22 protein-coding genes are annotated in these 24485 nt (G+C 59.3%); 14 read left to right on the top strand and 8 right to left on the bottom strand.

The window, feature by feature from the left end; genetic code table 11:
• Window positions 1–95: 95 nt before the first annotated feature.
• Window positions 96–428 carry a DUF2834 domain-containing protein gene (locus tag ACO6TG_RS24010; RefSeq protein ID WP_422375506.1) on the bottom strand — a complete coding sequence of 111 codons (333 nt, stop codon included), beginning with the start codon at window positions 426–428 and terminating at the stop codon, window positions 96–98.
• Between the two features lie 172 nt (window positions 429–600).
• Between ACO6TG_RS24010 and ACO6TG_RS24015 the strand changes: the two genes are divergently transcribed.
• The 3 genes from ACO6TG_RS24015 to ACO6TG_RS24025 all read left to right on the top strand — a co-directional run bounded on the left by ACO6TG_RS24015 (window position 601) and on the right by ACO6TG_RS24025 (window position 4761).
• Window positions 601–2703: an FUSC family protein gene (locus ACO6TG_RS24015; RefSeq protein WP_422375507.1), complete on the top strand. Its 2103-nt coding sequence runs from the start codon at window positions 601–603 to the stop codon at window positions 2701–2703.
• Window positions 2704–2861: 158 nt separating this feature from the next.
• Window positions 2862–3701, top strand: coding sequence for a hypothetical protein (locus tag ACO6TG_RS24020; protein ID WP_422375508.1), 840 nt, complete (start codon window positions 2862–2864; stop codon window positions 3699–3701).
• 190 nt (window positions 3702–3891) lie between these two features.
• Complete coding sequence (locus ACO6TG_RS24025) at window positions 3892–4761, top strand: hypothetical protein (protein WP_422375509.1); 870 nt, start codon at window positions 3892–3894, stop codon at window positions 4759–4761.
• 19 nt (window positions 4762–4780) lie between these two features.
• Here the strand turns inward: ACO6TG_RS24025 and ACO6TG_RS24030 are convergent, their stop codons facing one another.
• Window positions 4781–5569, bottom strand: coding sequence for a substrate-binding periplasmic protein (locus ACO6TG_RS24030; RefSeq protein ID WP_422375510.1), 789 nt, complete (start codon window positions 5567–5569; stop codon window positions 4781–4783).
• A gap of 259 nt (window positions 5570–5828) precedes the next feature.
• On the opposite strand from ACO6TG_RS24030, the gene ACO6TG_RS24035 reads away from it, so the two are divergent.
• A complete protein-coding gene (locus ACO6TG_RS24035; RefSeq protein WP_422375511.1) occupies window positions 5829–6443 on the top strand; it encodes an MOSC domain-containing protein in 615 nt (204 codons plus the stop codon).
• A 44-nt stretch (window positions 6444–6487) separates the two neighbouring features.
• Entirely contained in the window at window positions 6488–6880 is a 393-nt protein-coding gene (locus ACO6TG_RS24040) for a RidA family protein (RefSeq protein ID WP_422375512.1), read from the top strand.
• A gap of 38 nt (window positions 6881–6918) precedes the next feature.
• On the opposite strand, the gene ACO6TG_RS24045 is transcribed toward ACO6TG_RS24040, so the two are convergent.
• Together ACO6TG_RS24045 and ACO6TG_RS24050 are read right to left on the bottom strand one after the other, a co-directional pair.
• Entirely contained in the window at window positions 6919–7230 is a 312-nt protein-coding gene (locus tag ACO6TG_RS24045; RefSeq protein WP_422375513.1) for a DUF2293 domain-containing protein, read from the bottom strand.
• A 9-nt stretch (window positions 7231–7239) separates the two neighbouring features.
• Window positions 7240–9237, bottom strand: a complete 1998-nt coding sequence (locus tag ACO6TG_RS24050; protein WP_422375514.1) for a putative bifunctional diguanylate cyclase/phosphodiesterase — start codon at window positions 9235–9237, stop codon at window positions 7240–7242.
• Window positions 9238–9617: 380 nt separating this feature from the next.
• Between ACO6TG_RS24050 and ACO6TG_RS24055 the strand changes: the two genes are divergently transcribed.
• Both ACO6TG_RS24055 and ACO6TG_RS24060 read left to right on the top strand, forming a co-directional pair.
• Complete coding sequence (locus ACO6TG_RS24055; protein ID WP_422375515.1) at window positions 9618–10244, top strand: helix-turn-helix transcriptional regulator; 627 nt, start codon at window positions 9618–9620, stop codon at window positions 10242–10244.
• A gap of 27 nt (window positions 10245–10271) precedes the next feature.
• A complete protein-coding gene (locus ACO6TG_RS24060; RefSeq protein ID WP_422375516.1) occupies window positions 10272–12155 on the top strand; it encodes an ABC transporter ATP-binding protein in 1884 nt (627 codons plus the stop codon).
• Window positions 12156–12163: 8 nt separating this feature from the next.
• Here ACO6TG_RS24060 and ACO6TG_RS24065 read toward each other — a convergent pair whose 3' ends face one another.
• Window positions 12164–13255, bottom strand: coding sequence for a hypothetical protein (locus tag ACO6TG_RS24065; RefSeq protein ID WP_422375517.1), 1092 nt, complete (start codon window positions 13253–13255; stop codon window positions 12164–12166).
• A 299-nt stretch (window positions 13256–13554) separates the two neighbouring features.
• Between ACO6TG_RS24065 and ACO6TG_RS24070 the strand changes: the two genes are divergently transcribed.
• The 6 genes from ACO6TG_RS24070 (at window position 13555) to ACO6TG_RS24095 (ending at window position 19979) form a co-directional block, all read left to right on the top strand.
• Complete coding sequence (locus ACO6TG_RS24070; RefSeq protein WP_422375518.1) at window positions 13555–14400, top strand: helix-turn-helix domain-containing protein; 846 nt, start codon at window positions 13555–13557, stop codon at window positions 14398–14400.
• 221 nt (window positions 14401–14621) lie between these two features.
• On the top strand, window positions 14622–15128 hold the full coding sequence (locus tag ACO6TG_RS24075) for a hypothetical protein (protein WP_422375519.1): 507 nt from the start codon (window positions 14622–14624) through the stop codon (window positions 15126–15128).
• 164 nt (window positions 15129–15292) lie between these two features.
• A complete protein-coding gene (locus ACO6TG_RS24080) occupies window positions 15293–15976 on the top strand; it encodes a PspA/IM30 family protein (RefSeq protein ID WP_422375520.1) in 684 nt (227 codons plus the stop codon).
• A 2-nt stretch (window positions 15977–15978) separates the two neighbouring features.
• Entirely contained in the window at window positions 15979–16734 is a 756-nt protein-coding gene (locus ACO6TG_RS24085; RefSeq protein WP_422375521.1) for a YqiJ family protein, read from the top strand.
• A gap of 56 nt (window positions 16735–16790) precedes the next feature.
• Window positions 16791–18635, top strand: coding sequence for a flotillin family protein (locus tag ACO6TG_RS24090; protein ID WP_422375522.1), 1845 nt, complete (start codon window positions 16791–16793; stop codon window positions 18633–18635).
• Window positions 18636–18749: 114 nt separating this feature from the next.
• Window positions 18750–19979, top strand: coding sequence for a hypothetical protein (locus ACO6TG_RS24095; RefSeq protein ID WP_422375523.1), 1230 nt, complete (start codon window positions 18750–18752; stop codon window positions 19977–19979).
• A gap of 46 nt (window positions 19980–20025) precedes the next feature.
• On the opposite strand, the gene ACO6TG_RS24100 is transcribed toward ACO6TG_RS24095, so the two are convergent.
• Together ACO6TG_RS24100 and ACO6TG_RS24105 are read right to left on the bottom strand one after the other, a co-directional pair.
• On the bottom strand, window positions 20026–21687 hold the full coding sequence (locus ACO6TG_RS24100) for an FMN-binding glutamate synthase family protein (RefSeq protein ID WP_422378944.1): 1662 nt from the start codon (window positions 21685–21687) through the stop codon (window positions 20026–20028).
• 89 nt (window positions 21688–21776) lie between these two features.
• Window positions 21777–22148 carry a VOC family protein gene (locus ACO6TG_RS24105; RefSeq protein ID WP_422375524.1) on the bottom strand — a complete coding sequence of 124 codons (372 nt, stop codon included), beginning with the start codon at window positions 22146–22148 and terminating at the stop codon, window positions 21777–21779.
• 110 nt (window positions 22149–22258) lie between these two features.
• Between ACO6TG_RS24105 and ACO6TG_RS24110 the strand changes: the two genes are divergently transcribed.
• On the top strand, window positions 22259–23131 hold the full coding sequence (locus ACO6TG_RS24110) for a LysR family transcriptional regulator (protein ID WP_422375525.1): 873 nt from the start codon (window positions 22259–22261) through the stop codon (window positions 23129–23131).
• Window positions 23132–23143: 12 nt separating this feature from the next.
• On the opposite strand, the gene ACO6TG_RS24115 is transcribed toward ACO6TG_RS24110, so the two are convergent.
• Entirely contained in the window at window positions 23144–24439 is a 1296-nt protein-coding gene (locus tag ACO6TG_RS24115; RefSeq protein WP_422375526.1) for a glycosyltransferase, read from the bottom strand.
• Window positions 24440–24485: the final 46 nt, after the last annotated feature.

Here is a 24485-nt window from a genome sequence, read left to right on the forward strand (position 1 = left end):
CTCTGACAGGCTAGGCATCTGAAGCCCGGGCGGCAACAGCGCCTCTTCCGCAAAAGTGTAACGGAATGTCTCTGAAGCGCCGGTCATTGCCTGTTTCAGGCGTGGATAGGGCCGGGCTGTTTCTCCAGGGCCCGCTCCCTCAGCCACAGATAGAGCGGCAGGCCAAGCGACAGTCCAACCAGCCAGATCGCCGGGATGGTCAGCCACCAGCCAGCCACGTTGTTTTCTCGCGCATCCCGAAAAGACCAGATCCAGAAGACGGCACAGGAAATCAGAAGATCAACTGTGAAACCTGTTGCCGGCCCGTTGGCAAAGATCTGCGCAAGGAACACGGGCAGGTCGATGCCGTTTTGCGCAAGAAAACCGGCAAAGAAGGACCAGGGGAGGAGTGTGCCGATGATGGCGGCGGCGAGATAGATGGTCTTCATGAAGTCTGGTTTCCGTCGTTGGGGCCGGCCATGAGCTTTTCAAGATCAGGGGCCGCTGCTCAATTCCCTTGAAGGGAATAAACGGTCTGGATGGCTTTCGTTGCCGGGACCTGCCATTCTGACCAACCAGTTGCCCAATCACCGATTTGGAGAATGCGGTTCCGGTTTTTCGATGCGTCATCAAGTTTCCGATTTCCTGACATGGCTGATGCGATATGACCCCGGCGGGTTGAGGTTGGTCCGCGGACTTCACCTGATGGTGACCGTGTTGCTCTGCGTGGCTCTTGCCAACGGACTGGCGCTGTTTCTGGACAAGGTGCCCGCCTTTACCATGGCCGTGCTGACAGCTGCGGCGGGCAGCCACTGCCTCGTCTTCACCCCGGTTTCCACCCGGCAGGAGGAAATGGCAGGCATTCTTCGCATGGGGATGGTGGTGACCGTCCTGTTTGGCGTCGGTGCGCTGATTGGTTGGCTTGCCGGCACGGTGGCCATGATGGTTCTGCAAATGGCCTGGGTCGGGGTGATTGCTATCGGGTTTGCTCTCGACGGACTGGGGGGCTTCTGGCAACGGACAGGCCGCGCGATCTCCATCTTCTGGCTGTTTGTCATCCTCACCAGCCAGCCGGTCTCACCCGGAATTTGGCTGCCGGTTCTCGCCGTGCTCGGTTCAGTAGTGGCGTTTGTGGTCCGGATCGGCTTGTGGCGTCCGTCCAGCGAAGGCACCTATCTCTGGGTCGAAGCGACCAACCGGCAAGCGCTTGCCGACCATCTCGAGGAGGTCGCAGCTGACCTTTCCGGCCAAACGCCGCATGTAAATGTTCCCGTTCGCGAATTGGCGCGATTGCGCATGGAGTTGCAGCTTTGTGTTGCCCTGATCGGCCCGGCTCCGGTAGCGCGTGGCCTTTCTACCGAAACGGCAACGATGATGGAGCTTGCCCTTGAGGTGGTTCGTGATGCCACGGGACATCTGTCCGAAGACGCGCGCGGCAGACTGCGCACTGATGCGGGGTTTTCGGCAGATCTTGGCAAGGTTTCCGGCAAGCTGCGAACGGGACAGGCGTCTGAGACCCGTGACCTTGACCTGAAATGGGCGGAGCCGGATGCTGGCCTTGAGACCCAGGACCAGTTTCAGATCCTAAGGATCGCACAATCGTTCAAGCGGCTCTGGCTGCTCGCAGAACGAGGTGATCCGGTGCTGGAGGCTGAAAAGCAGGCGCCGCCTGGTACCGGACCGGCCTGGTTTCGTCTGCTGGACTGGCGGCTTGCGCTCCAGGGTGGTGTGGCCGCGTCGCTTGGATTGGCAATCGGCTGGTATTTCGAACTCAGTCACGCCTATTGGGTAACGCTGACCGTCGTTGTGATCCTGTGCAACAGTCTGGGCACCACCGTTCAGAAAACGGTGCAACGCGTTGGCGGAACGGCTGTGGGTGTCGGGGTTGCCATGCTGGTCGATCCGCTGCTGTCAGGACTGCCTGAACTCCGTCTGGCGCTGATCATTCTGTCGATACCGGCCATCGTCGTTTTCATGGATCGCAACTACGCCATTGCAGCAGGCTTCATCAGCTTCATGGTCGTGGCGGGTCTGCATGCGATCGTCGGTCTCCCAATTGGGGCTCTCTGGGTGCGCCTTTGGGACACGGTCATAGGCGCGGGCGTCGGGCTCAGTGTTGCCTGGATCCTGTTCCCCAATCGCACGGGGGAAACCATCTCCACTCTGACCAGGGCCTATCTGTCGGCCTGCGCGGCAGCGCTGCAGGACAGGGGTGCCACGGTTATGAACGACCAGCAGGACTTTGCCGATCTGCGCCAGAGCGCGAGCAACCTGATCAAGACAGCAAGATCTTACCGGGCCGAGGTCGCGCCCTGGTCTTCCTATTCCGAGACCACCAGCGACCTGGATGTTCTGGTCATCGTTCTTGGTCACTATGTCATCTTGTACCGCCAGGCACGGGCCGTGGTGATGAAGGCCGCGACCGGCACCAGGGAGACAGCGATCGCATCGCTCGTGGCTCGAATGGATGACCGGGTGAACAGTGAGATCGCTGCCGTTCTGGAGGGGCGCGACAAGCAGGCCGTGCCGGGACTGGCCGACGACTGGCTGGCAGCCATGCCGGACGCCGAGGCTGCCGGACCGAAGCTGATGACCAATTGGGTCGCCATGCTCTATCACGCCCGCAAGATCGTTCGCTGTCTCGACGGATTGCGTCAGGACGGCCTTTTGAAGACCGCGTCCGACCTGACACCGCCCATTTCCGGGGCTCTTCACGAGAGTTGAAAGCCGACGGGAGGAGGGGCAGCGCCTTACCAAGATTTCATCCTGGCGCCTTCATCCGGCTGCAATTTGAACCGCAGATTGTGTTCTATGTCACAATCGGCTCCGCGCAGACATGCAATAAGTGCGCATCGGCCTCGCCCGACAGGAGGATATTCAGCATGACGCAATTGAGATTTTCCCGCAGTTTAACCCTTGCAGCAGGCCTTGTCGGCTGTCTCGCGCTCGCGCCGGCGCAAGCCCAGGAGGTTCAACCGGTCAACGCGGACCCGACGCCACCGCCGACTTATGATTTTGTCCAGCAGGCCGGAGCGATGACCTATGACGGCAGCACGCTCACCCTGACGGACGCAAACACGGGTGTGCTCTTTTTCAGTGACCGTCCCTACCGCGTGGGGGGCCAGATCTCGAATGCGGACTTCGCGGAGTTCTGGGGCGCTCCCGACGGGTTTGCCGGGGATCCTCCGAATGCGGTTGTGAGCCTTCTGGGAGCAACGGACAAGGCGCCGGCGCTGGTCGAGCTGACGTCGGCCAAGACCGAAGGTTCATCTGTGGTCTATGGCGTCAAGCTTCTGCGCGGAGAGCTTCCAGACAGCGCCAAGGGCATCGCGCTTTTCATTGATCGCAGCGCCCGGCCTCATCATCAGCATCAGCATCCGCATCAGACCGGCGCAACGTCGGCCAGGTCGGGCCAGGTCGGGTTTGAACCCTACGGCCCCTATTGTTATCACGCCCCCCAGGATCCGCGTTGCCGCGCCTGGCACCATCCGTATCATCCCTATTATCCGCCCTATCACCCTTACTATCCGCCGTATCCGCCCTATGGCCCCTATTACCATCCGGGCGCCTATGCAGCGGGCGTTGCAACGGGTGCGGCGATCGCCAATGCCAGCAAGCAACCGGTCTATTACTACTATCCGATCCCGACCGGCCCTCTGCCGCCCAATTGCTGGATCAACTCCCAGCACACCCAGATGGTCTGCACCGTCAAGCTGCAGTAAAAACGAGCCTGAAGCGCAGGCCCCGCACCAATGGTGCGGGGTTTTGCTTTCCGGAAGTGGTTCGGTTCGGTGACACCGCCCACCGATGCCGTTTGACAAAAGTCGTAAAGCCTCCCGTCAGAAATCCCTTAATACCAATCCGGTATTGGTATTTAATGCCGTAGGGTCGAGCAGGGAGGAGCAGACGCCCATGCGACGTGCGCTCGCTTTGAGTTTTCTGTTTTTCATGTGTCTGGCGTTTCAACCGGCCTCTTCAGAAGACAAAGTCAGTGTTCATCTCGGTTTGCTCGGTGCTGGAGAGCAGGTCTTTGCCTATGAGATCTCCGTGCTCAAGCTGGCGCTTGCACATAGCGGGCGGCAAACAGAGCTGGTGATCACGCCGCTGACCATGCCGCAGGAACGGGCCTTTCTGGAACTTGAGAGCGGCCGGGCCCGGTTTAATCTCTTTTTCAGCGGTTTTTCTGAGGAACGCGAAGCCAGATTTCGCCAGATCGATATTCCCCTGTCTCGAGGGCTCCTGGGGCACAGGATCTTCATCACCACAGACAGGTTCAGCGACGATCTGGCTACAATCAAGGATCTCGACGCGTTTAAACGCTTTGCAGTGGTGGGATCAGGCAACGGCTGGCCGGACACGCGCATCTTCGAGGCAGCAGGGTTTACGGTTCAGCGATCCCGTTACGAAAATCTCTGGAGGATGCTGGCGAAAGAGCGGATCAATACGTTCAACAGGGGCATCCACGAAGCTTATGTCGAAATCGATATCCGCAAGCCGGAACACAGCAATCTGGTTGTCGATCAGCACCTCATGGTCCGATACCGTTTCGACTACCTGTTTTATGTCCGGAAAGACAATGAGGACCTTGCACGTCTTCTGGAAACCGGTCTGAAGCGTGCCTATGAAACGGGTGCCTTCATGGAAAACTTCATGTCCCACCCGATGATCCGCACGGTGATCGACCAGGCCAATCCGAAGGACCGCCTGACTTTCGACATCGACAATCCTCTCATGACCGAGCGCCAGCGGGCGATCCCGGACCAGTATTGGCACAAGTTCTGAAACAGCGTTGTGCGCGGACTTAGGAAGATCCGGTGTAGCTGGCAACGATGCCGTCGATCGTACCATCGGCCTTCATCGCGGTGAGGGCCTTGTCCATCGCCTCGATCAGGGCATCGGCTTCCGGGCCGGTCCACTTGTCGGTCCAGCCGATATAGGCGGGTTCGATGGAGGCCGTTGCGACAATCTCGACGTTCTTGTAGTTCTCGCGCTTGATCAGGATCTCGGTTGCCAGCCGTTCGACCACGTAACAGTCGATCCGTCCCAGGACCAGTTTGGAGAGGTTCTGCTCCGTCGTCTGGGCTTCCTCAAGCATGATACTGCCCTGGTCGACCATCTCGAAGAAACGTGGTCCAGGCGCCTTGTAGCCGGCAACGTTTCCGAAGAGCAGACCCTTGAAATCGTCCGGATAGATCCAGCCGGCCTTGGCGACACCTTGCCTGCAAAAGACGCTGACCTCTTCCTGGTAGAGCGGCTCCGACCAGTGCCGGATCCAGGGGCGGTCCTGCGGCTTGTAGTAGCTGCCGACGAGCGCCTGGGCCTTGCCGCTTTCAACCAGCACGGTGGCACGTGTCCAGGGGACGGCGCGCAGAACCAGGTCCTTGTTCCCGATACGCCGCTTGGCTTCCTGTATGATCGCCGCATAAAGACCGTCGGGCTGGTCCTTCGTGACCGACATGTAGGGCGGGTAGGAATTGTCCTGCAGCAGCACGACTTCATCGGCCCAGGATTTCGGCAGCAGGAACAACATGCCGACAAAGAGCATAGCCAGGAAGGGCGAAAGGCGACGGGGCATAGCGACGACAGTCATGAAGGGCTTGCCTGACACATTGGTTGACCAAGGTTTCATCAGTATTACAGCTGCCTGTTGAAAGTTCATTACTGAGCAGAGAACACCTGGACCTCGGCAGCAAGTTCGCAAATTTGACCAGAGAGCTCACTTATTCCCGTCTTTTTCAACTCATGGCTGAGGCATTCACGTCATCAATGAACTCATCAAACAGTTTCGATGGTCCGGCAGCCTTCGGGCGGCTAGGTTTGTTCGTGAGAAATAACAGGAGTTCAAACAAGTGGATCAACCCGCGCTTTTCCAAGACACTCTAGAAATCACGCGGAAATTCAAGGTCGGCGGCGTGGTGGAAGGCGTCTATCACACACCTTCTCCGGAGGACTTTCAGACCGCAGCCCTGGAAAAGCTGGACCTCGGCTTCCAGGGCATCGAAGGCGACCGTCACGCCGGCTTCACACGTCTGTCCGGCGGACGCGAACCCTGGTATCCCCGCGGCACCGAAATGTGCAACGAACGGCAGATCTCCATTCTCTCGCTGGAAGAACTTGCAGAGATCGCGGCACGCATGGACCTTCCTGAGCTGAAACCGGAATGGATCGGGGGCAACATCGCCGTGTCAGGCATTGCCAGTCTGAGCCTTGTGCCACCGCGCACCCGGCTGGTGTTTGAAGGCGGAACGGTCATTCGGGTGGATGGAGACAACGCCCCTTGCCGTTTTGCCGGTGCCGCTATCGCCGCGCATAATCCGGGCCGCGAGGGGCTCGATCTCCTGTTCCCGCAAAAGGCCAGGCGGCTGCGCGGGCTGGTCGGTTACATCGAGAAACCCGGAACCGTCAAAAAAGGCGAGGCCGTCGAGGCGCATATTCCAGAACAATGGATTTACCCGCGCCCGTGAGGCGATAAGCTGGTCGGCAGCCAGAGTTCCCCAAGGAGACAGTGATGCTGCCGATCCACCACATGATTGACCAGGCACCCCAACCTGTTGCGCCTTTTTCCCACGCTGTTGAAATCGACGGCTGGGTCTTTGTGACAGGCCAGATGCCGACCCTGCCGGATGATCCCGAAGCGCCCCTACCGGATGGAATAGAAGCCCAGACGGTCCGGGTAATGGACAATCTCAAACTTGTATTGGATGGGCTCGGACTTGGTCTGGAAAATGTCACATTTGTCCGAGTCTACCTGACCGAATTCAAGCGCGACTACCAGGCAATGAACGAAACCTATCGGTCCTATTTTGACGTCGGCAAGTTGCCGGGGCGTACCTGTGTCGGTGTGTCAGGACTTGCGGTGGACGCCCTGGTGGAGATCGACCTTGTGGCCAGGCGTCCCTGAGCAAAAGGCATTGGCTGCGGCCAGGCAAGTCGTGAAGATCAGCCGTCCGGTGCGTCCGAGACCTGCTTGTTGCAGCCCCAGTCCTGTAGCACCGAGTTCATGTCTTCGAGAACGAAAAATCGGGCGGCATCCCGGTCGTAGCCATCCTCCAGCAATGTGTCGTAGTCGGTGCGTTCGTGCCGGACATGACTTGTCGTGGCCTGCCAAAGGGCTATGGAAGGTGGCAGATGGCGCAGGTGCCCGGCAAGGGCGGCGGCGAGGATGGCCTCGGCATCGCGCATGGGAACTCTGGGAAGAAGCAAACGCAACGCCTTGCGCATCTCTTTCTGCCGTTTGGTTCCCCCGGTCATGGCGGACCGCTAGGCTCGGCTGCGCATCTGGTTTTCGGCTGCTTCGGTGCCTGCAAGCGGCAGTCCATGGACAACGCCGCTTGAGGTGGCAGCCTCCCGAATGTCGTCAAAAGCCTGCGGACGGGCAAAATGATAGCCTTGGACAAGGCGGCAATGCATTGCCTCCAGCAATTCGCACTGATGGCTTTCCTCCACCCCCTCCACGACGCAGGTGATCTGCATCGACCGGCACAGGTTCAAGATGGAATGCACGACGCCACATGCGACAGGGTCCTTGATCCCGGCGACAAAACTGCGGTCGATCTTGACACAGTCGATGGGCAGACGGTGCAGATATCCAAGGCTGGAGTAACCGGTTCCAAAGTCGTCGAGCGCCAGTTTCACGCCTGCGGCGCGCAGCATCAACAGGCAGCTTTCGGCAATCTCGTAGCTGCCGATGACCGAGGTTTCGGTGATTTCAAAAGTGATACGGCGCGGATCCATTTCCCGCCGGCGGATAATGTCCAGAAGCTCCGAAACGGTTTCCCGCGAGGTAATGTCGTGAGCCGAGAGGTTGAAAGCCAGGCTGAGTTCCCCGGGCAGGGACTGGATCTGCTCGACCGCCTTCTCGAACAAACAGACGGTCAGGCGATGGATTTGGCCAGTTCTTTCGGCGATCGCAATGAACTTGTCCGGCGGCACTTTGCCAAGGCTCGGGCTGTCCCATCGGGCAAGGGCTTCAAAGCCGATGGCGATACGTTCGGGCAGGGCAACGATCGGCTGAAAGTGGACCTGAAACTCCTTTCGGAGATCGGCGATCTGCAGCGCGCTTTCAATGGCACGTTCGGACCGGATGCGGGCTTCATGTTCGGACGAATAGACCGTGGTGCTGCCGCGGGACGTGGTCTTTGAATTGTAAAGCGCGTAGTCGGACCGGTCGAACAGCACGTGTGCTGACGTGCCGGCCTCCGGATAAAAGGCAATGCCGCAGGACGCTCCGACCGAGACTTGAAGATCGCCGATCCGGTAGGGTTCGCAAATCACGTCGCAGATCGTCTGGCCGGTTGCTGCCGCGTCTTCCAGATTGCCGAGATAGAGAAATCCGAACTCGTCTCCCCCAAGGCGGCAGATCTCAATTTGGGTAAGTCCGAGGGATTTCAGCCGGTTGCCGACTTCGGTCAGGAGCTGGTCGCCGAGCTGATGCCCATAGGTATCGTTGATCGGTTTGAAACGGTCGAGGTCAACAACCCCGACCGCGAACACCTTGTCAGTTTCCCTAACCTCGTCAATCAGCGCTTCCAGCCTGTTGAAGAAATAACGTCGATTGGGCAGATCCGTCAGGGCGTCGGTCTGGGCAAGGCGGGCATTTTCCGCATTCAGCCTCTCGGTTTCGCGTTGTTTTGCTGCCAGGTCCGACTGGGACTGAATCAGTTTGCAGAAACCATTGTAACCGTTGAAGAGCACCTGAAGAATGACCAGGCAGACCAGGAAGATGTTCAGTGCGATGGCGTTGTAGACGTCCTCGTTCTGGCTGAGATAGTGCACCAGGTAAGGCACGGTCACGATGAACATGACCATCAGGGCCGCCTGGGGCAGATGCATCAGGCAGAAGATGCAGCCGATCACCGTGATGGCGATGAACAGGGCAACATGGCCGCGTTCTGAAGGGCCGCCGAAACTGTCGAGACTGAGAGACCAGGCAATGTAGATGACGGCGACGATGCTGCCGAGCACGACGGTCTGGCGCATCTTTCGGATCGCTTCATCCGGTCCCAGCACCACGTTGCGTGCGCGGATCCAGGCTGCGAGACGAACCGTGGTCAAAACCAGGATCGGCGCCAGGATGCCCACGGTCAGATAACGTGGGGCCGCGTCGAAATGGGTATAGGAGACGGCAACGGCGTTGACCATCAGCAAGGCGTAAAGGGACGGGATCTGGGTTTTCAGCTCATTGTACTGAGCCTGCGCAATATCTGGACGACTGGGATCAATCATCATCCATCTTATGAAAGCCCGGATTTTTTCCATTCTTCCCTCCGCAATAATCCCTTGTATCAGTGCGAACGTAAATATTTGTTTGAGATATAACTTCCAGTTTGTTTGGCTAAACTTCCGATTACGCGGAGGTCACGATTTTTACCTTTGTTGATCCTCAAGTAGCCATTGGAACGGCTTGGGCAGAAAACAATTGATACACGAATGAACACCGAAGAATGTTCAAGCTGCGACCAAATGGTGCAAAATTACTCCAGCCTATCCCGATTTGACCTGATTGCCGCCAGCCGGGTCCGTTTACCCTAACAAGTTTACGTAAAGGCGTCAGGGTTTTGTCGCAGGACCGGGTAATTGGCTCACAATAAGAAAAGCTGACTATTTTTTTATCGGCCAAATGCGCTATATAGAGGCCTATGGCAGATCGAACGAGAACACGTCTCCTGAACGCGCTGAAATCGTCCGGACCACAGACGGCTGCAGATCTTGCGACCGGGCTGAAGGTGACGACGGTTGCCGTTCGCCAGCATCTTGATGGCCTGCATCAGGATGAGTTGGTCGATTTTGAAGATTTGAAAGGATCGGTGGGCCGGCCCAAGCGGGTCTGGGCGCTGACATCCGCCGGCCATCAGCAGTTTCCGGACAGTCATTCGAACCTGGTGCTGGGTCTGCTCAATGGCATGAGCGAGATTTTCGGGGAAGACGGTCTTGAAAAGCTGATCGCCCACAGGGAAGCCGAAAGCCGGAAAACCTACGCGGAGGCTGTTGCGACCGCAGCGGACCTTCCCGGCAAGCTGGACGCACTGGCCCGGCTGCGCACACAGGAAGGTTACATGGCCGAGGTGGCCAGAGACGGTGACGGTTACCTGCTCATCGAGAATCATTGCTCAATCTGCGCGGCCGCGACCGCCTGCCAGGGTTTTTGCCGGTCCGAGCTGAAGCTTTTCAAGGACGTTCTGGGTCCTGACATTCAGGTTGAACGGACAGAGCATCAGCTTTCCGGCGATCGCCGCTGCGTCTACAGGATTGAATCTCGCGCCTGATCGGCGCTTCCAAAAGGACCACCAATCGTGTCACCAGTTGCGCCGGCTCTGAAGCGGCTGTTGGAGGCCTATTTCCGGCCGTTCGAGACGCAGATCAAGCCGCTGGATCTGCCGATTACACCCTTGCCGGACAAGGGGCCACTGCATCTTGTCTGGCACTTCGCCAAGCTGTTCCGCTGGCAGCTGGCGATTGTCTCTGTTCTTGGCATGCTTGCATCCAGCCTGGGGCTGGCTGCGATCTGGGCCATTGCCTTTGTTGTCGACGGTCTGACCAGCGAAGGCGTTCGGCCGTTTCTGGAAGAATATGCCTGGCTTCTGGGCGTCTTTTTCATCCTGTTCGTGATTGTCGATCCGCTGGTCTTCCTGCTGCGTGAGACCTTTGGCGCCCAGACCGTGCGTATCCTGCTGCCTGCCGCGATGCGCTGGCAGGCGCACAAGGCGGTGGAAAGCCAGGATCTGGCATTTTTCGAAGACACGTTCGCCGGTCAGGTCGCCTCCCGGATCGCCCAGATGACGATGTCCGTGCATCGGCAGCTGATGCTGGCAATCGGCACGATACCGTTCCTGACGATCCAGTTCGGCGGGTCGTTCATGTTGTTGCTTGCCCTGGCCTGGCCGTTGGCGGTTCCGGTTTTCTTCTGGATCCTGGCCAATTGCCTGGTCGCCTGGGCCGCAATTCCGGCGTATATGCAGCGTTCTGCAAAGGTCGCTGCCGCCAATTCCCGGGCAACCGGCGCCATGACCGATGTCTATTCCAACATCGCCATGGTCAAACTGTTCGCTGCTGAAGATTCCGAAGCCGGTGCGATCCGCAGGGTGCTTGGCGAAACCATCGACACGCGCCACAGCGAAAATCGCTCCTACATCCTGACCGACAGCGCGGTCTATTTCCTCAATGTGCTGCTGTTGCTGTCAGTCACAGTGATCGGCTTCTGGGGCATGCTGTCGGGCTTTGTGACCCTCGGCGACTTTGTTGCCGGTCTGACGGTCACCCGCTCCCTGTCAGGAGCTTCTTCCAGCTTCATCGGCGTTGGTCAGTCGATCACCAGCACGCTCGGCACGATCCGGGACGCGATGCCGATCATGACCAGCCGGCCGGAAATCACCGACCGCGACGGCGCGGCCGAGCTGGAAGTCAAAGGCGGGGAAATCCGCTTTGACAAGGTTGCCTTCGCCTATCAGCGTGACCGCGAGCCGGTACTGGAAGATTTCAACCTCAAGATCGAAGCCGGGGAGCGTGTCGGGCTGGTCGGCCTGTCGGGTGCCGGCAAGTCGACCGTGATTTCCCTGCTGATGCGCCTGCGCGATGTGACGTCAGGCAGCATCTCGATTGACGGCCAGGATGTGCGCGGCGTGACCCAGGCCTCGCTGCGCAGCCGCATCGGCGTGGTCACTCAGGACATCTCCCTGTTGAACCGCTCCATCCGTGACAACATCCGCTATGGCAGACCGGAGGCTTCGGACGAGGACATCCGCGAGATCGCGCGGGCCGCCGAAGCCCTGGACTTCATCGAAGCGCAGAAGGACAGCAAGGATCGCGAAGGCCTGGATGCCCATGTCGGCGACAGGGGCGTAAAGCTCTCCGGTGGGCAGCGCCAGCGCATTACCATTGCAAGGGTTCTGTTGAAAGACGCGCCGATCCTGATCCTGGACGAAGCCACATCTGCGCTCGACAGCGAAGCGGAGCTGGCCATTCAGCAGAACCTTGCACGCATGATGGAAGGGCGCACAACACTGGCGGTCGCGCACAGACTGTCGACCATCGCGGCCATGGACCGTCTTGTCGTCATGGACAAGGGCAGGATCGTCGAGGAAGGCAGCCACCGGGAACTGCTGCAACAGGGCGGGCTCTACGCAACGCTCTGGGAGCGTCAGTCAGGCGGCTTTCTGGCGCTCAGCGCCGCGGAATAGGACGGGGCCTACTTTCGGCGCAAGATGACCTCCAGCAGCCATTGTTCCAGCGCCAGGGCGCTTGTCCGCTCCCGGTAAATGGCTTCGTAGCGATCGAAAAACATCTGCTCGAGCCGGTCCGCGCTCATGGTCTCTCCCGCTGAAGGGGCAAACAGGTGCGTGCGCAGTGTCGAAGCGGCAAAGGCGCGGGTGTAGCCCGTGTAACGGCGGGCATAGTCCTGCGGATCCGCTGCAGATCCGGCAAAGATGTCGCCGGGAGCGACCGTGATGACCTCCACCGTGTCGATCTCGTAAAGCTGCGAAAGCTCCGGATCAGCCTCGATGCTCTCCCGGGCCTCCCGGGCCGTCAGGAACCAGAGCCCGAACACGAACCTGTCGGCGACCTGCCTGTCCAGCAGGCCATCATCGACCATGCCGGCGGTCACCTCCTGCATGGTTCGATAGAGCGTACGGCCAGCCGCTGCTGTGCCATTGATCTCATCCGTTTCGGGAATGGCACCAAGCGCCGAGACATAAAGGTAACCGCCCGGTTGCAGCTCTTTGGCGCGCTGACGCAGGAACAGGGCCCAGTCGGACCGGGCGCGCGTCCACATGGCGCCCCTGGCAGCTCCGGTCAGATCGGCGAACCAGAGCGTGTCCGGTGCCGTGAGCTGGACGGGTCCGTTGAGCCAGTGGCTGGCAAAAAAACAGGTTGCCAGCGAAACGCTGCCCACCGGCATCATGCGCTCATAAAAGGAACCGACCGAAGTCATGACCAGCGGAGCATTTGCGTCGTTTGCATAGCCGCTGTCTCCCTGGATCAGACCAATCAGGGCATTCCAGTCATTTCCGGGCTGGTCGGCATGGCAGACTGCAATCGACTTTTCGGGAACGCGTTGCCGCCAGATGTCCAGTGCCGGCCGAACGGTCTCAATGGTGCTTTGTCCCGGACCGCAGCCGAAGTCGGCAAACGTGAGTGTTTCGGTAGTTTTGGCAACTCGTGCGGCTAGGTCGGAAATAACACCTGCGTTTCGCAGCGCGTTTTGCTGCTGGGCCGTCGAATTGGCGTTGTAATCAACCATCCCGTCGGTTGCCCGGTCGCCCTTGTTCTGATCCGTCATGACGTCCTCCCGCGCAAAGGGTCGGGCAGGGGCCGGTCCGTGTCAATGCTTCGGCATGGGCCGGCCTGGCAATCTTCAGCTTGTGAGGAAGGTAGCCCTGTCAGCAGCGGCAGCATTTGTCTCCGACGGAAAATGCTCGTGCAGCTGCCTGACCAATGGCCTAGAGTATGGCCGGTCATGCCGAAGCAATGTCACTCCATTGAGAGCTTTGCCGTCCTGGTGAGATAGGCGTGGATGGTGCCGGGTAAGCACCCGGGCGCGCTGTTGATTTTCCGAAACGTAGATGACAATACTCCCGCATGGATAAAAGAGACCGTGCTGATCTGTTCCGCGAACGTCTGTCCGATGCCTTGCGCAGCCGGGACATGAATCGCAGCGATCTGGCGCGTGGGGCCAATCTGGACCGCTCCACGGTCTCTCAGCTTCTGTCGGAAGACGCGCCGCGCCTGCCCAACGGTCAGGCACTTGCCGCAATTGCAACGGCATTGAGCGTGTCCTCGGACTGGCTTCTTGGCCTGTCGACACACAGGGGAGCCGCAGCGGAAATACTCGATCAGGCGGTGCAGGTGGCGGAGACCGAGCGCCACCCGGTGGATGAGCATCTGCTTGCCTGGTTCCGCGATGCGGTTGGCGCCAAGATCCGCCATGTCCCGGCCAATCTGCCGGACGTTCTCAAGACAGAATCCGTTCTGGCTTATGAATATGCCGGCGAAACTTTGCGCACGGCGGATCAGGCGATTACAGGAACGCGCGACCAGCGCGCGCTGCTGCACCGGGCGGAATCCGACATGGAAATAGCACTCTCCAAGGAAGCGCTGGAAGGCTTTGCGCGCGGCGAGGGGCTCTGGGCCGGGTTGACGGAGGCAGCGCGCCGCCAGCAGCTGGACGTCATGGGGCATACGCTGAACGAGCTTTACCCATCGTTACGCCTGCATCTGTTCGGTGCAACAGACCGGTTTTCAGCTCCGTTTACGGTCTTCGGCCAGAAATGGGCGGCGCTCTATCTTGGGCAGCGCTATCTTGCGTTTTCCAACACCCGGCATGTCCAGCTTTTCGCCGGTCACTTCGACGATCTCGTCCGCCACGCCCTGGTCCGTTCCCACGAAGCCGGGCAATTTGCGTTGGACCTGAGCAAGAAAGTCTGAGCCCCGGCATCAGGCAATAGCGGCGGCAGACAGGGGCCAAAGCAGTCAGTCTGCGGCCGAAAACCCGCCGAAATCTCAAAAAACATTTGAAAGTGACGTAGCGCGTCTCTGGGTTGAGGTGTGTTTGGGCTGAATTCCTGATTGAAAAACATTGACAATTCGTAACAAATGAATACATATGTAAACGTATCGATACAAACGATGACAAATTGGTAGGGCCAATGCCGAAGAGCATTCCGATCAGTGTCAGGCTCAGCGACGATGATGTCGCCTTCCTGGCAAGCTACGAGGTTCAGGGAGCGCGCACACCAAGCGACAAGCTCCGGGAGATTCTGAAGGCGGCCCGCGAGCGGGAAGAGGGTATCCAGGACGTATCGTCCTGCGAGGATCTGCTCCGTTCGATGGCGCGGCCGGCTGAGAAGGGGCTGCGGCAATTGCAGCGGGAAGCCGGGATCAGGTCAGACCTTGTCATCAAACTGTATGAGAGGTTGCCGGAAATGTTCGCGGAGCTGATTGCTTCAGCACCCGGACCGACCGGAGATGAAAAGGAGTTGAGGCGGTTCGAAGCGGATCTGTCTGCGGAACTGTTCTCGCTGATTGAGGAAATTTTTGATCTTGGACTGACGTCTCCAAGCCGGACCTACGACCCGGAACTGATGGACAGAAGGCTGAAGCCTATCCTGGAAATCGCCCGGATCTTGGACCAAAGACGCCAGTCCGGGACCTGAGTGAAGGCGGAAATTTCAGTGTCCGCCGCCTGCAGGACGAGCCGCTGTCTCAGCCTGTGGATTGCTCAGGTCCCATTTAAGGAGCCGGGTGCGGATGCCTCGACAGGGATGCCCGGGCCTGGCGGGAATTGAACATGCAACGCTTAACGGAAAGGGAGAAAATCATGTCTGAAGGTCTTGTTACACGGGTGACCCGTCTTGTATCCGGTGGTGTCAATCAACTTGTGGATTCCATTGAAAATGCGTCTCCCGAAACCGTCATGGCGGAAGCGATCCGGGAGGTTGACCGCGCCATCGACCAGGTGCGCGACGAACTGGCATCTGTGCTGGCCAACAAGCATCTGGCCAATACCAGGCTGGGTGACACCACAACCCGTCACGAGGAACTGCAGGGGCAGGTGGCGCTCGCCGTCAAGGAAGGCCGGGATGATCTGGCCGAAGCGGCGATTGCCCGACAGCTGGATCTGGAAAGCCAGATCCCTGTGCTTGAAACAGCCGTGTCGGAGGCCAGCCGGGAAGAGAAGGAGCTGGAGGGGTATGTCGATGCACTCCTGGCCCGTAAGCGGGAAATGGAGGCGGAGCTGGACAATTATCGCCGATCCCAGCAGCAAACGGTCGCCGATGCCGCAAGCACCGGTTCGGCGGCGCCGAAGAACAGCGTCGAACGCAAGACCCGCAAGGCGGAGGAAACCTTCGACCGGGTCATGAAAAACGCGACCGGCCTGCCGAGCGGTCAGGCTGCGGATATGGCCAGTGCCGGCAAACTGGCGGAGCTGGATGAACTGGCACGGCAGAACCGCGTGTCCGAACGCCTCGCTGCCCTGAAGGCTGCAGCGAGAGATGGCTGAGCATGATTGATTTCATCTTAGCGGACCAGAACACGCCCTTTGCGGTTGCGCTCGGACTGATGATCGCAATCGCGCTGGCGGAAGGTGTCGGCACGTTGATGGGGCTGGGGCTGTCGAGCCTGATCGACAGCCTGTTGCCGGAAGTCGATCTGCCGGACGTGGATGTGCCGGATGTGGATGCACCGGATTTCGACGCTGACATCTCCGGCGGGGCGCTTCCCGCGGACCTGGAAGCGGTCGGCGCCAGCGCGGACACCAATGTCGCCGGTCCCGGCCTGTTCGGTCGGGTGCTTGGATGGCTCTGCTTCGGTCGCGTGCCGGCGCTGATCATCTTCGTCCTGTTCCTGACGGGGTTCGGCCTTGCCGGTTACATCGTGCAGAGCCTGGTGCAATCGACAACCGGCTGGTTGTTGCCGGGTTTCGTGGCGTCCGGTGTCGCCTTTGCAGGCGCATTGCCCTTCACCAGAACCACCGCCCTGGGCCTGTCGAAAATCATGCCCAGGGACGAGAGTGACGCGGTTTCCAGGGCAACCTTTGTCGGGCGTCCGGCGCTGATCGTCCAGGGCAATGCCCGCAAGGGGCTTCCTGCCCAGGCGCGCCTGCGCGATCCGACGGGTCAAAGCCACTATCTGCAGGTGGAGCCGGATATAGACGACGAGGTGCTTGAGCAAGGCACGGAGATCATCGTCGTGCGTCAGCTCGGAGCCACCTACACCGCGATCAGGAACACGAATGAAACTCTGTCCGGCGCCGGCTGACGGCCGGTGCCGGACACCAGAACTTTTCAAAAACAAGCAGTAAGGAGTGCATGGTTATGGACCAGATTGTTGGCATAGTCATACTCGTCGGCGTGGGCTTTATCGCCCTTCTCGCCATAGGTCTGATCATTTCCCGGCTGTATCGCCGGTCATCCAAGGAAGTCTCGTTTGTGCGGACCGGTTTCGGCGGTCAGCGGGTCGTCATGAATGGCGGCACGCTGGTCTTGCCGGTGCTGCATGACATCATCCCGGTCAACATGAACACGCTGCGCCTGGAGGTCCGCCGTTCCAACGAGCAGGCCCTCATTACCAAGGACCGCATGCGTGTGGATGTTCTTGCCGAGTTCTATGTCCGTGTGCAGCCGACCATCGAGTCGATTGCCAATGCGGCCCAGACCCTCGGCCAGCGCACCATGAAACCGGAAGCCCTGCGGGAGCTGGTGGAAGGCAAGTTCGTCGATGCGCTCAGGGCCGTGGCCGCTGAAATGGCCATGGAAGAGCTGCACGAGCAGCGCGTGAACTTCGTCCAGAAGGTGCAGGCGGCCGTCTCCGAAGACATTCTGAAGAACGGTCTGGAACTGGAATCCGTTTCGCTGACCGGTCTCGATCAGACCAACCGCGAGTATTTCAATCCGGAAAACGCCTTTGACGCGGAAGGTCTGACCAAATTGACCCAGGCGATCGAGGAGCGTCGCAAGAAGCGCAACGACATCGAACAGGAAACCGAGGTCCTGATCCGTCGAAAAAATCTTGAAGCACAGCAGGAAAGTCTGCAGATCAGCCGGGACGAAGAATTCGCCAAGCTGGAACAGCAGCGCGAGGTGGAAATTCGCCGGGCCGAACAGACCTCGCTCATTGCAAAGCAGCAGGCTGAGCGCGAGCGTGAGGCGGAAGAAGCCAAGATCATGGCCCACCAGAAAGTGCGTCATGCGGGCATTGAGTCCGACCAGGCTGTTACAGAGCGTCAGATCGCCATGGACCAGCAGGTGCGGGAGCGCGAAATCGCCAAGGAGCGTAGCGTCGAGGCCGCCAATGTCGAGAAGCTGAAGCTGATCGAGCTGGCCGAGCAAGACCGTGACATCGCCGTTGCTGCCAAATCCCGCGAGAAGTCCGAGGCTGAGGCGGAGGCCGACGAAGCCCGCGCGATTGCCGCCCGTGCTGCCGAGCAGGTTGTCACGGCCCGTGACACGGAAGTGGCCGAGCGCGACAAGCAGATCGAGCTGATCGAGGCGCGCAAGGCAGCGGAAATGGAAGCTGTCGCGATTACGGTCGGTGCGGAAGCCCAGAAACAGGCTGCCGTCGATCAGGCCGAAGCGGTTCGCACCGCAGCCGAGGCCGAGGCCTCCAAGCTGCGCATCGAGGCGGAAGGTGCTTCTGAAGCCGACAAGCTGCGGGCGGCCGCTCAGCAGGCTGTCTACGAAGTGGAAGCGGCCGGTCAGCGTGCGATCAACGAAGCCGCCAACCTGCTGTCCGCGGATCAGATCGCCATGCAGGTGCGTATCAAGCTTCTGGAGCAACTGCCTGAGATCATTGCTGAAAGCGTCAAGCCGATGGAGCAGATCGACGGCATCAAGATCATTCAGGTCGATGGCATGACCGGTGGTGCGAGCGGTGCTTCCAACGGCGCGACGACCAACGGATCCGGCGGTAATCTCGCCGACCAGATGGTCTCTTCGGCCCTGAAATATCGCTCTCAGGCTCCGCTCCTGGACGCGATGATGAAGGAAGTCGGCCTGGACGGCTCGGGCCTGTCGGGTCTGACGGCCGGGCTTGGTACGGCGCCTTCTGCAACGGACGAGGAAGCTCCGGCGGCGGAGGAAGTTGTTGCTCCTACTCCCAGAGCGGCTGTTCCGGTCAAGGCGCCCAAGGCAGATCCCGGCGAGAACTTCGCTGCGGATTGACGGATGGGGAACACGTGACGTTCCGGCCCGGCTTGCGCCGGGCCGGTCTTGCCGAAGAACAACCTCGGCACCGATGTTTCACGACACTTTCCTGGCAGAACAGTGAAAACAAGAATGAGCTATGACAACAACTGGAGTGGTGGGGGAACCAGGGACAAGGGATTGACGGAAATCGCGGTTCTTCTTGTCCTTTTGGTCTTTGTCCTGTTCGGTCTCCTGTTCTATTTCTTCTATCTGAGAGTGAGTGATCTCGGCGAACAAAACGCTGTGCTTACCGAACGGATCGCCGCACTTGAAAGCCGCCTTGAACGTTCGATCCCACCGGCGCCGGCTTATACCGAAAAATGGTCACCGCCTGATCCTCAAAAACGGTCAGATGAGGAAACCGAGGCCGCAAAGGCCACGCAAAAGGCCCCTTTCACCAATTTGTCCGGTGTGGCGCCCAAAAAGGTGGACACACTCCGTGTCCGGCCAGACGGCAAGGTGATCGGCTCGACCCCAAAAGACGAAGGCGGGTCGGACCGCAAGGCGACACGGATGCAAGGTGCTCAGGCCCGGAAGGCGAGCCACACCGAGGTAGACATTGAAAAATGCTGGAGGGACAAGCAGATCGTTTTCTGCGATCTCGTCGTCTCGACACAGAGTGATGACAATCGGAAAATCGTGATCCATAACAAGGATAGTTTCGCTTCCGGCTATGACCAGGCGACCTATCGTGTTTCGTCATTTCAGATCGGTGTGCTTGGTGACAGGAAGCGTTTCAGATCAACGGCTTTTTTCAGCAGCAACATGCCTCTACCGGTTCAATTTCAGTTCTATGGGGTTTCCGCCGACGTTGCCGTCTTCAAGACCGTTCAATTCAACATTGATGGCAGAACGTTCGCTTTTGAGGATCTGAAAATCGGCGAACCCGAGGCGCCAGGTCGGCAAATCGTGAAGACTTCTGCCTCGGCTAAACGAAGCGGAGCCGGGCCCGTCCGTCAGAAAAAGACAGCTGGTGATATCACTGTGGATCTTCAGCATTGCACGGCTCGAAAGAAGAAGGTGTTTTGTGACCTGAGGCTGACCAATCTGGGCCGTTCAGCGCGGCAGGTTGTCATTTCGAAAGACAAGACCTTCGCCCGGTCCCAACGCAACACGGTCAGGAGATTTACCTCTTTTTCGCTCCTGGCGAGCGACGAGGTACATCACCACCACACGAGAGCTTACCTCAAGAAAGAAAGACCTCAGGTGGTGCGTTTCCATCTCTTCGATCCACTGCCGACGAATGCCGGCTACAAGTCGATGCAATTCAACATCGACGGGCAGACGATCGTGTTTGAAGACGTTGCCATCGGCAGTTGAGCTGCCTCAGCTGCCATACCGGGCAAAGCGGGGCCCAGTGATGCCCCTAGTGATGCCCCTTGTGATGCTGTAGTGCCCTGGCCGCTTCGACGGACTTGGACGCCTGGAAGCTTTCCGCTTCCGCCATCGCCCAATAGGTAGAATAGCCTGGTATGTCATGGTCATCGGTCAGGAGCGCATTTTTCTTGAGCCAGGGCAGGGCTGCGCTGGCCGGCAGGATCTCGCGTAAGCCCTCGCGCAGATAGAAGTGTTCCGGCTTGAAATCCTTCGGATGGTCGAAGCCGGCGGCAGCCGTGAAATCTTTCAGCGCCTTGATGGTGTTGCGGTGGAAGTTGGCGACACGCTGGGACTTGTCCGGAACATCCAGTGCCTTCTGGCGCAGCGGGTCCTGGGTTGCAACGCCGGTCGGGCACTTGTTGGTGTGGCAGCTCTGCGACTGGATACAGCCGACGGCGAACATGAAGCCGCGGGCCGAATTGACCCAGTCGGCGCCAAGCGCCATGACGCCGGCAATATCAAAGGCGCTGATCAGCTTGCCGCTGGCACCGATCCGGATGTCGTCGCGCAGGCCCGTGCCGACCAGGCAATTGTGCACGAAGGTCAGGCCCTGGCGCAGTGGCGTGCCGAGCCGGTTGGCGAACTCGACCGGGGCTGCCCCGGTGCCGCCCTCCGCGCCGTCGACGACGATGAAATCCGGCTTGATGCCTGTCTTCAGCATTGCCTTGACGATGGCCATAAACTCCCAGCGGTGGCCGATGCAGAGCTTGAAGCCGACCGGTTTGCCGCCGGAAAGCCTACGCAGTTCGGCAATGAAGTCGAGCAGTTCCAGCGGTGTTGAAAAGGCGGAGTGAGACGACGGAGAGATGCAGTCCTTGCCGATCGGGATGCCGCGGGCCTCGGCGATTTCCTCCGTCACTTTCGGTCCTGGCAGCACACCACCATGGCCGGGTTTGGCACCCTGGCTCATCTTGATTTCGATCATCTTGATCTGGGGATCTGCTGCCAGTTTCTGAAACTTCTCCGCATCGAATGTGCCGTCCTCCGCCCGGCAGCCGAAATAGCCGCTGCCCAGCTCCCAGACGAGGTCGCCACCGCCTTCCCGGTGATAGCGTGAGACACTGCCTTCCCCCGTGTCGTGATAGAAGCCTCCCGCCTTAGCGCCCTTGTTGAGCGCCAGGATCGCGTTTCCGGACAGCGATCCGAAACTCATGGCGGAGATGTTGTAAAGCGATGCCGAATAGGGGTGCTTGCAATCGGGTCCGCCGATCGTCACGCGCATGTCGCCTTCGGAATGCGGCTGCGGACAGATGGAGTGGTTCACCCAGCCGTAGGAGCCATCGTAGACGTCGAGCTCGGTGCCAAAGGGCAGCACGTCCTCGATATTCTTCGCGCGGTCGTAAACCATCGAGCGGCGCTCGCGGGAAAACGGGCGCCCATCCTGGTTGCTCTCAAAGAAATACTGGCGCAGTTCCGGCCGGATCGCTTCAAACAGGAAGCGGAAATGTCCGGCAACCGGATAGTTGCGCAGAACCGAGTGACGCGTCTGGTGGGTGTCGATATAGCCAATGGCCGACAAAACGGCACAGACCAGGAACGGCCAGAAGAAATGGATGCTCACCGCGAACATCAACACGAAAAACAGGAAGGTTAGCGCAAGGCAAAGAACAAAAACGGTATAGCGGGCAGGAAACAAGGGCCGGGCCTCCATCACTGGCTGATACCAATTTGTGTCAGGCCTGCACCGAAAAGAAAAGGGTGATCGGTATCGCCGATCACCCTGCCGAATGGCCTGATGGGTCAGCCCATGTGATGCACATTCAGCTTGTTGCCGTCCGGATCGCGGAAATAGGCGGCGTAAAAGCCGTTCTCCGCCCGCTGTCCCGGCGTGCCCTCGTCTGTGGCACCGAGGGACATCGCCTTCTGGTAAACTGAGTCCACCTGGGCCCTGTCGCGGGCCGACAGGGCGACCATGACGCCATTGCCGACCGTTGCCGGCAACCCGTCAAAGGGAAGGTGCACGGAAAAGGCGGGCGACTGATCATCGGTGCCCCAGACGATGAAGTCGTCAAATTCCATGATCCTGCGGGCGTTCAGTCCCTCCAGAAGCGCGTCGTAAAATGCGGCGGACGCCTTGAGGTCGTTGGTTCCAAGTGAGGTGTATCCGATCATGTTCTGTTCCTGGCTGGTTGCAGTGTGGTGCCGGCAACAGGGAATTAGCGACTTGCAGAACTGAAAGGAATAGTCAAAACTGGCGTGCAAATTTGCAAAAGTGAAAATTCATGGATTGGAATTATCTACGCACTTTCCACGCCGTTTCGGAAACCGGCAGCCTGGCCCGGGCCGCCGAGCGGCTCGGCATCAGTCACGCAACTGCCTTTCGTCACATGAAGGCCTTTGAAGCCGACCTCGGCGCACGATTGTTCGACAAGGTGCAAGGACGCTACAGCCTGACGGAGGCGGGTGCAGAGATCCTGGGGCACGCACAAACCGTTGCGGCGGCCTTTGAGGATATCGAACGTAGTAGCACGGGCGTTGACAGGCAGTTGAAAGGCCGTATCCGTCTGACTGCGCCGGCAAGCTTCTCCTGCCGCTACCTGCCCGGCCTCCTGGAAGGGTTCCGAAAGGACTATCAAGACATCTCGGTGGAATTGTTGACCTCCAACGAGGAACTCAACATGAGCCAGAGGGCGGCGGAGGTCGCTCTGCGTGTCACCAATTCACCGCCTGATCATCTGATCGGCCGGAAACTGGCAGACATCCCGTGGGGGTTTTATGTCAGCGCAAACTACCTGGAACGCAAAGGGCGCCCCTTGCACCTGGCCGATCTCGGTCAGCACGACCTGATCGGTGCAACGGGATCACTGGCAAGGCGCGACGGCTTTGCCATGATTGACCGGGAGTATCGAACCAGGGTGGTTTGTCGCTGCGATGACCTCATGGCCATGGCAGCATTTGCAGCGCAGGGGCTGGGACTGGCGCTTTTGCCCGCCGATGTCGCGTCGCAATCCGTGCAACGCGTTCTTGTGCTGGGCGATGTCCCCGCCAACCAGGTCTGGCTCCTGACACATCCTGATCTTCGGAAGGTGGAACGCGTGCGCGCCCTGATGCAGTTTCTGACCCCGGCGATCAGGAATGCGTTTGAGCTCGATTGAAATGGATGCTTTTCAGCCAACCGTCTGTTTTGAAACCAGGGACATCAATCGGTCGGCCGTTCCTGACGCTCCAGGTTCGGTTCCCATGATCGAGGCCGCCCGTTCGGCGCCTGCCCGGTAGTCGGACTGTTTCAGGGATTTGAGGGCTGCTGCAAGCAGCTCCGGTGTTATCTTTTTCTGCCGGATCGGGGCAGGGCCGGCGCCGATCTTGTGGATCTGCTGGCCCCAGAACGGCTGATCGCCGAAGACCGGACAGATGAGGGACGGCTTGCCCCAGCGGACCGCTTCGTGAGTGGTGCCGGCGCCGCCGTGATGGACAATTGCACTGCATTTTGGAAACAGCCAGCTGTGCGGGGCCTTTTCCAGTAGAAACACGCGCTCGGACATGTCGTCTGGCAGCTCGCCTGTCGTTAGACCGCCCCAGCCGCTGGCAAGGATGGCCCGTTGTCCGGTCAGACGAAGTGCTGCGAGAACGGCTGCCGTCAGCCCTGCAGGGTCCTTGCTGGGCATGGACCCGAAGCCGAGATAGAGCGGGGAGGGACCGTCTGTCAGAAACCGGGCCAGTGGTTCCGGAGGCTTATAGCCCGCATCCGGCTCGGTGAACCAGTAGCCGCAGGTCCAGGCTTCTGCGGGCCAGTCATCAGGTGGTGGCACAATCGCGCGCGAATAGGCCTGCAGGGACGGGATTGCGCCATCCTTTGGCATGTATCCGTCCAAATGCGATCCAGGCTGAGACAGTTCCGGACTGGCCTCGTGCCTTATCGACTTAAATAGCGGTGCAAGTCCTACTTTCATCAGGGTGCGGCCTGCACGGTAACTCATCAGATTGAGCGTGCGGCCAAGGTTCGGCAGGCCAAAAAGGGCGAGCGGAAATTCTCCGGTTGGGACGGACACCGGTTGCAAAGCGGTAGGCAACGCCGGCACATTCAGCCTGCGTCCCACAAGGGTCATGACCGTGGCCTTGAGATTGAACAGGATCAGATCCGGCCGTTCCTGCAGTCCGATATTCCAGAAGCAATCGACTATTCTCTTTTGCAGATCAAAGTTCTGACGCGCTGCCCTGAATTTCCCTTTCAAGGTAAACAGTGCCTCTTGTATTTCCTTGTCCTGCAGGAGTTTTTGAATGTTGATCGGCACCTGACGCGATGTCGCTCCCGCCGCCGCAATCATGTCGTCAAAGCCTTCACCTGTGGTGAGAACGACGTCGGCCCCGCGCGCGACAAGTTCCTTGGCCAGAGCCACATAAGGCTGAACGTCGCCCCGTGTACCAAGCGACGCAATCAGGATTTTTGGAGAAGTAGGTGTCATGGAAAGGATGTGTCCGAAAATGATTGCCTAAAGGTGGTTCCGGACC

Origin of the sequence: Roseibium sp. (assembly GCF_965233565.1) — a bacterium.
GTDB lineage: Bacteria > Pseudomonadota > Alphaproteobacteria > Rhizobiales > Stappiaceae > Roseibium.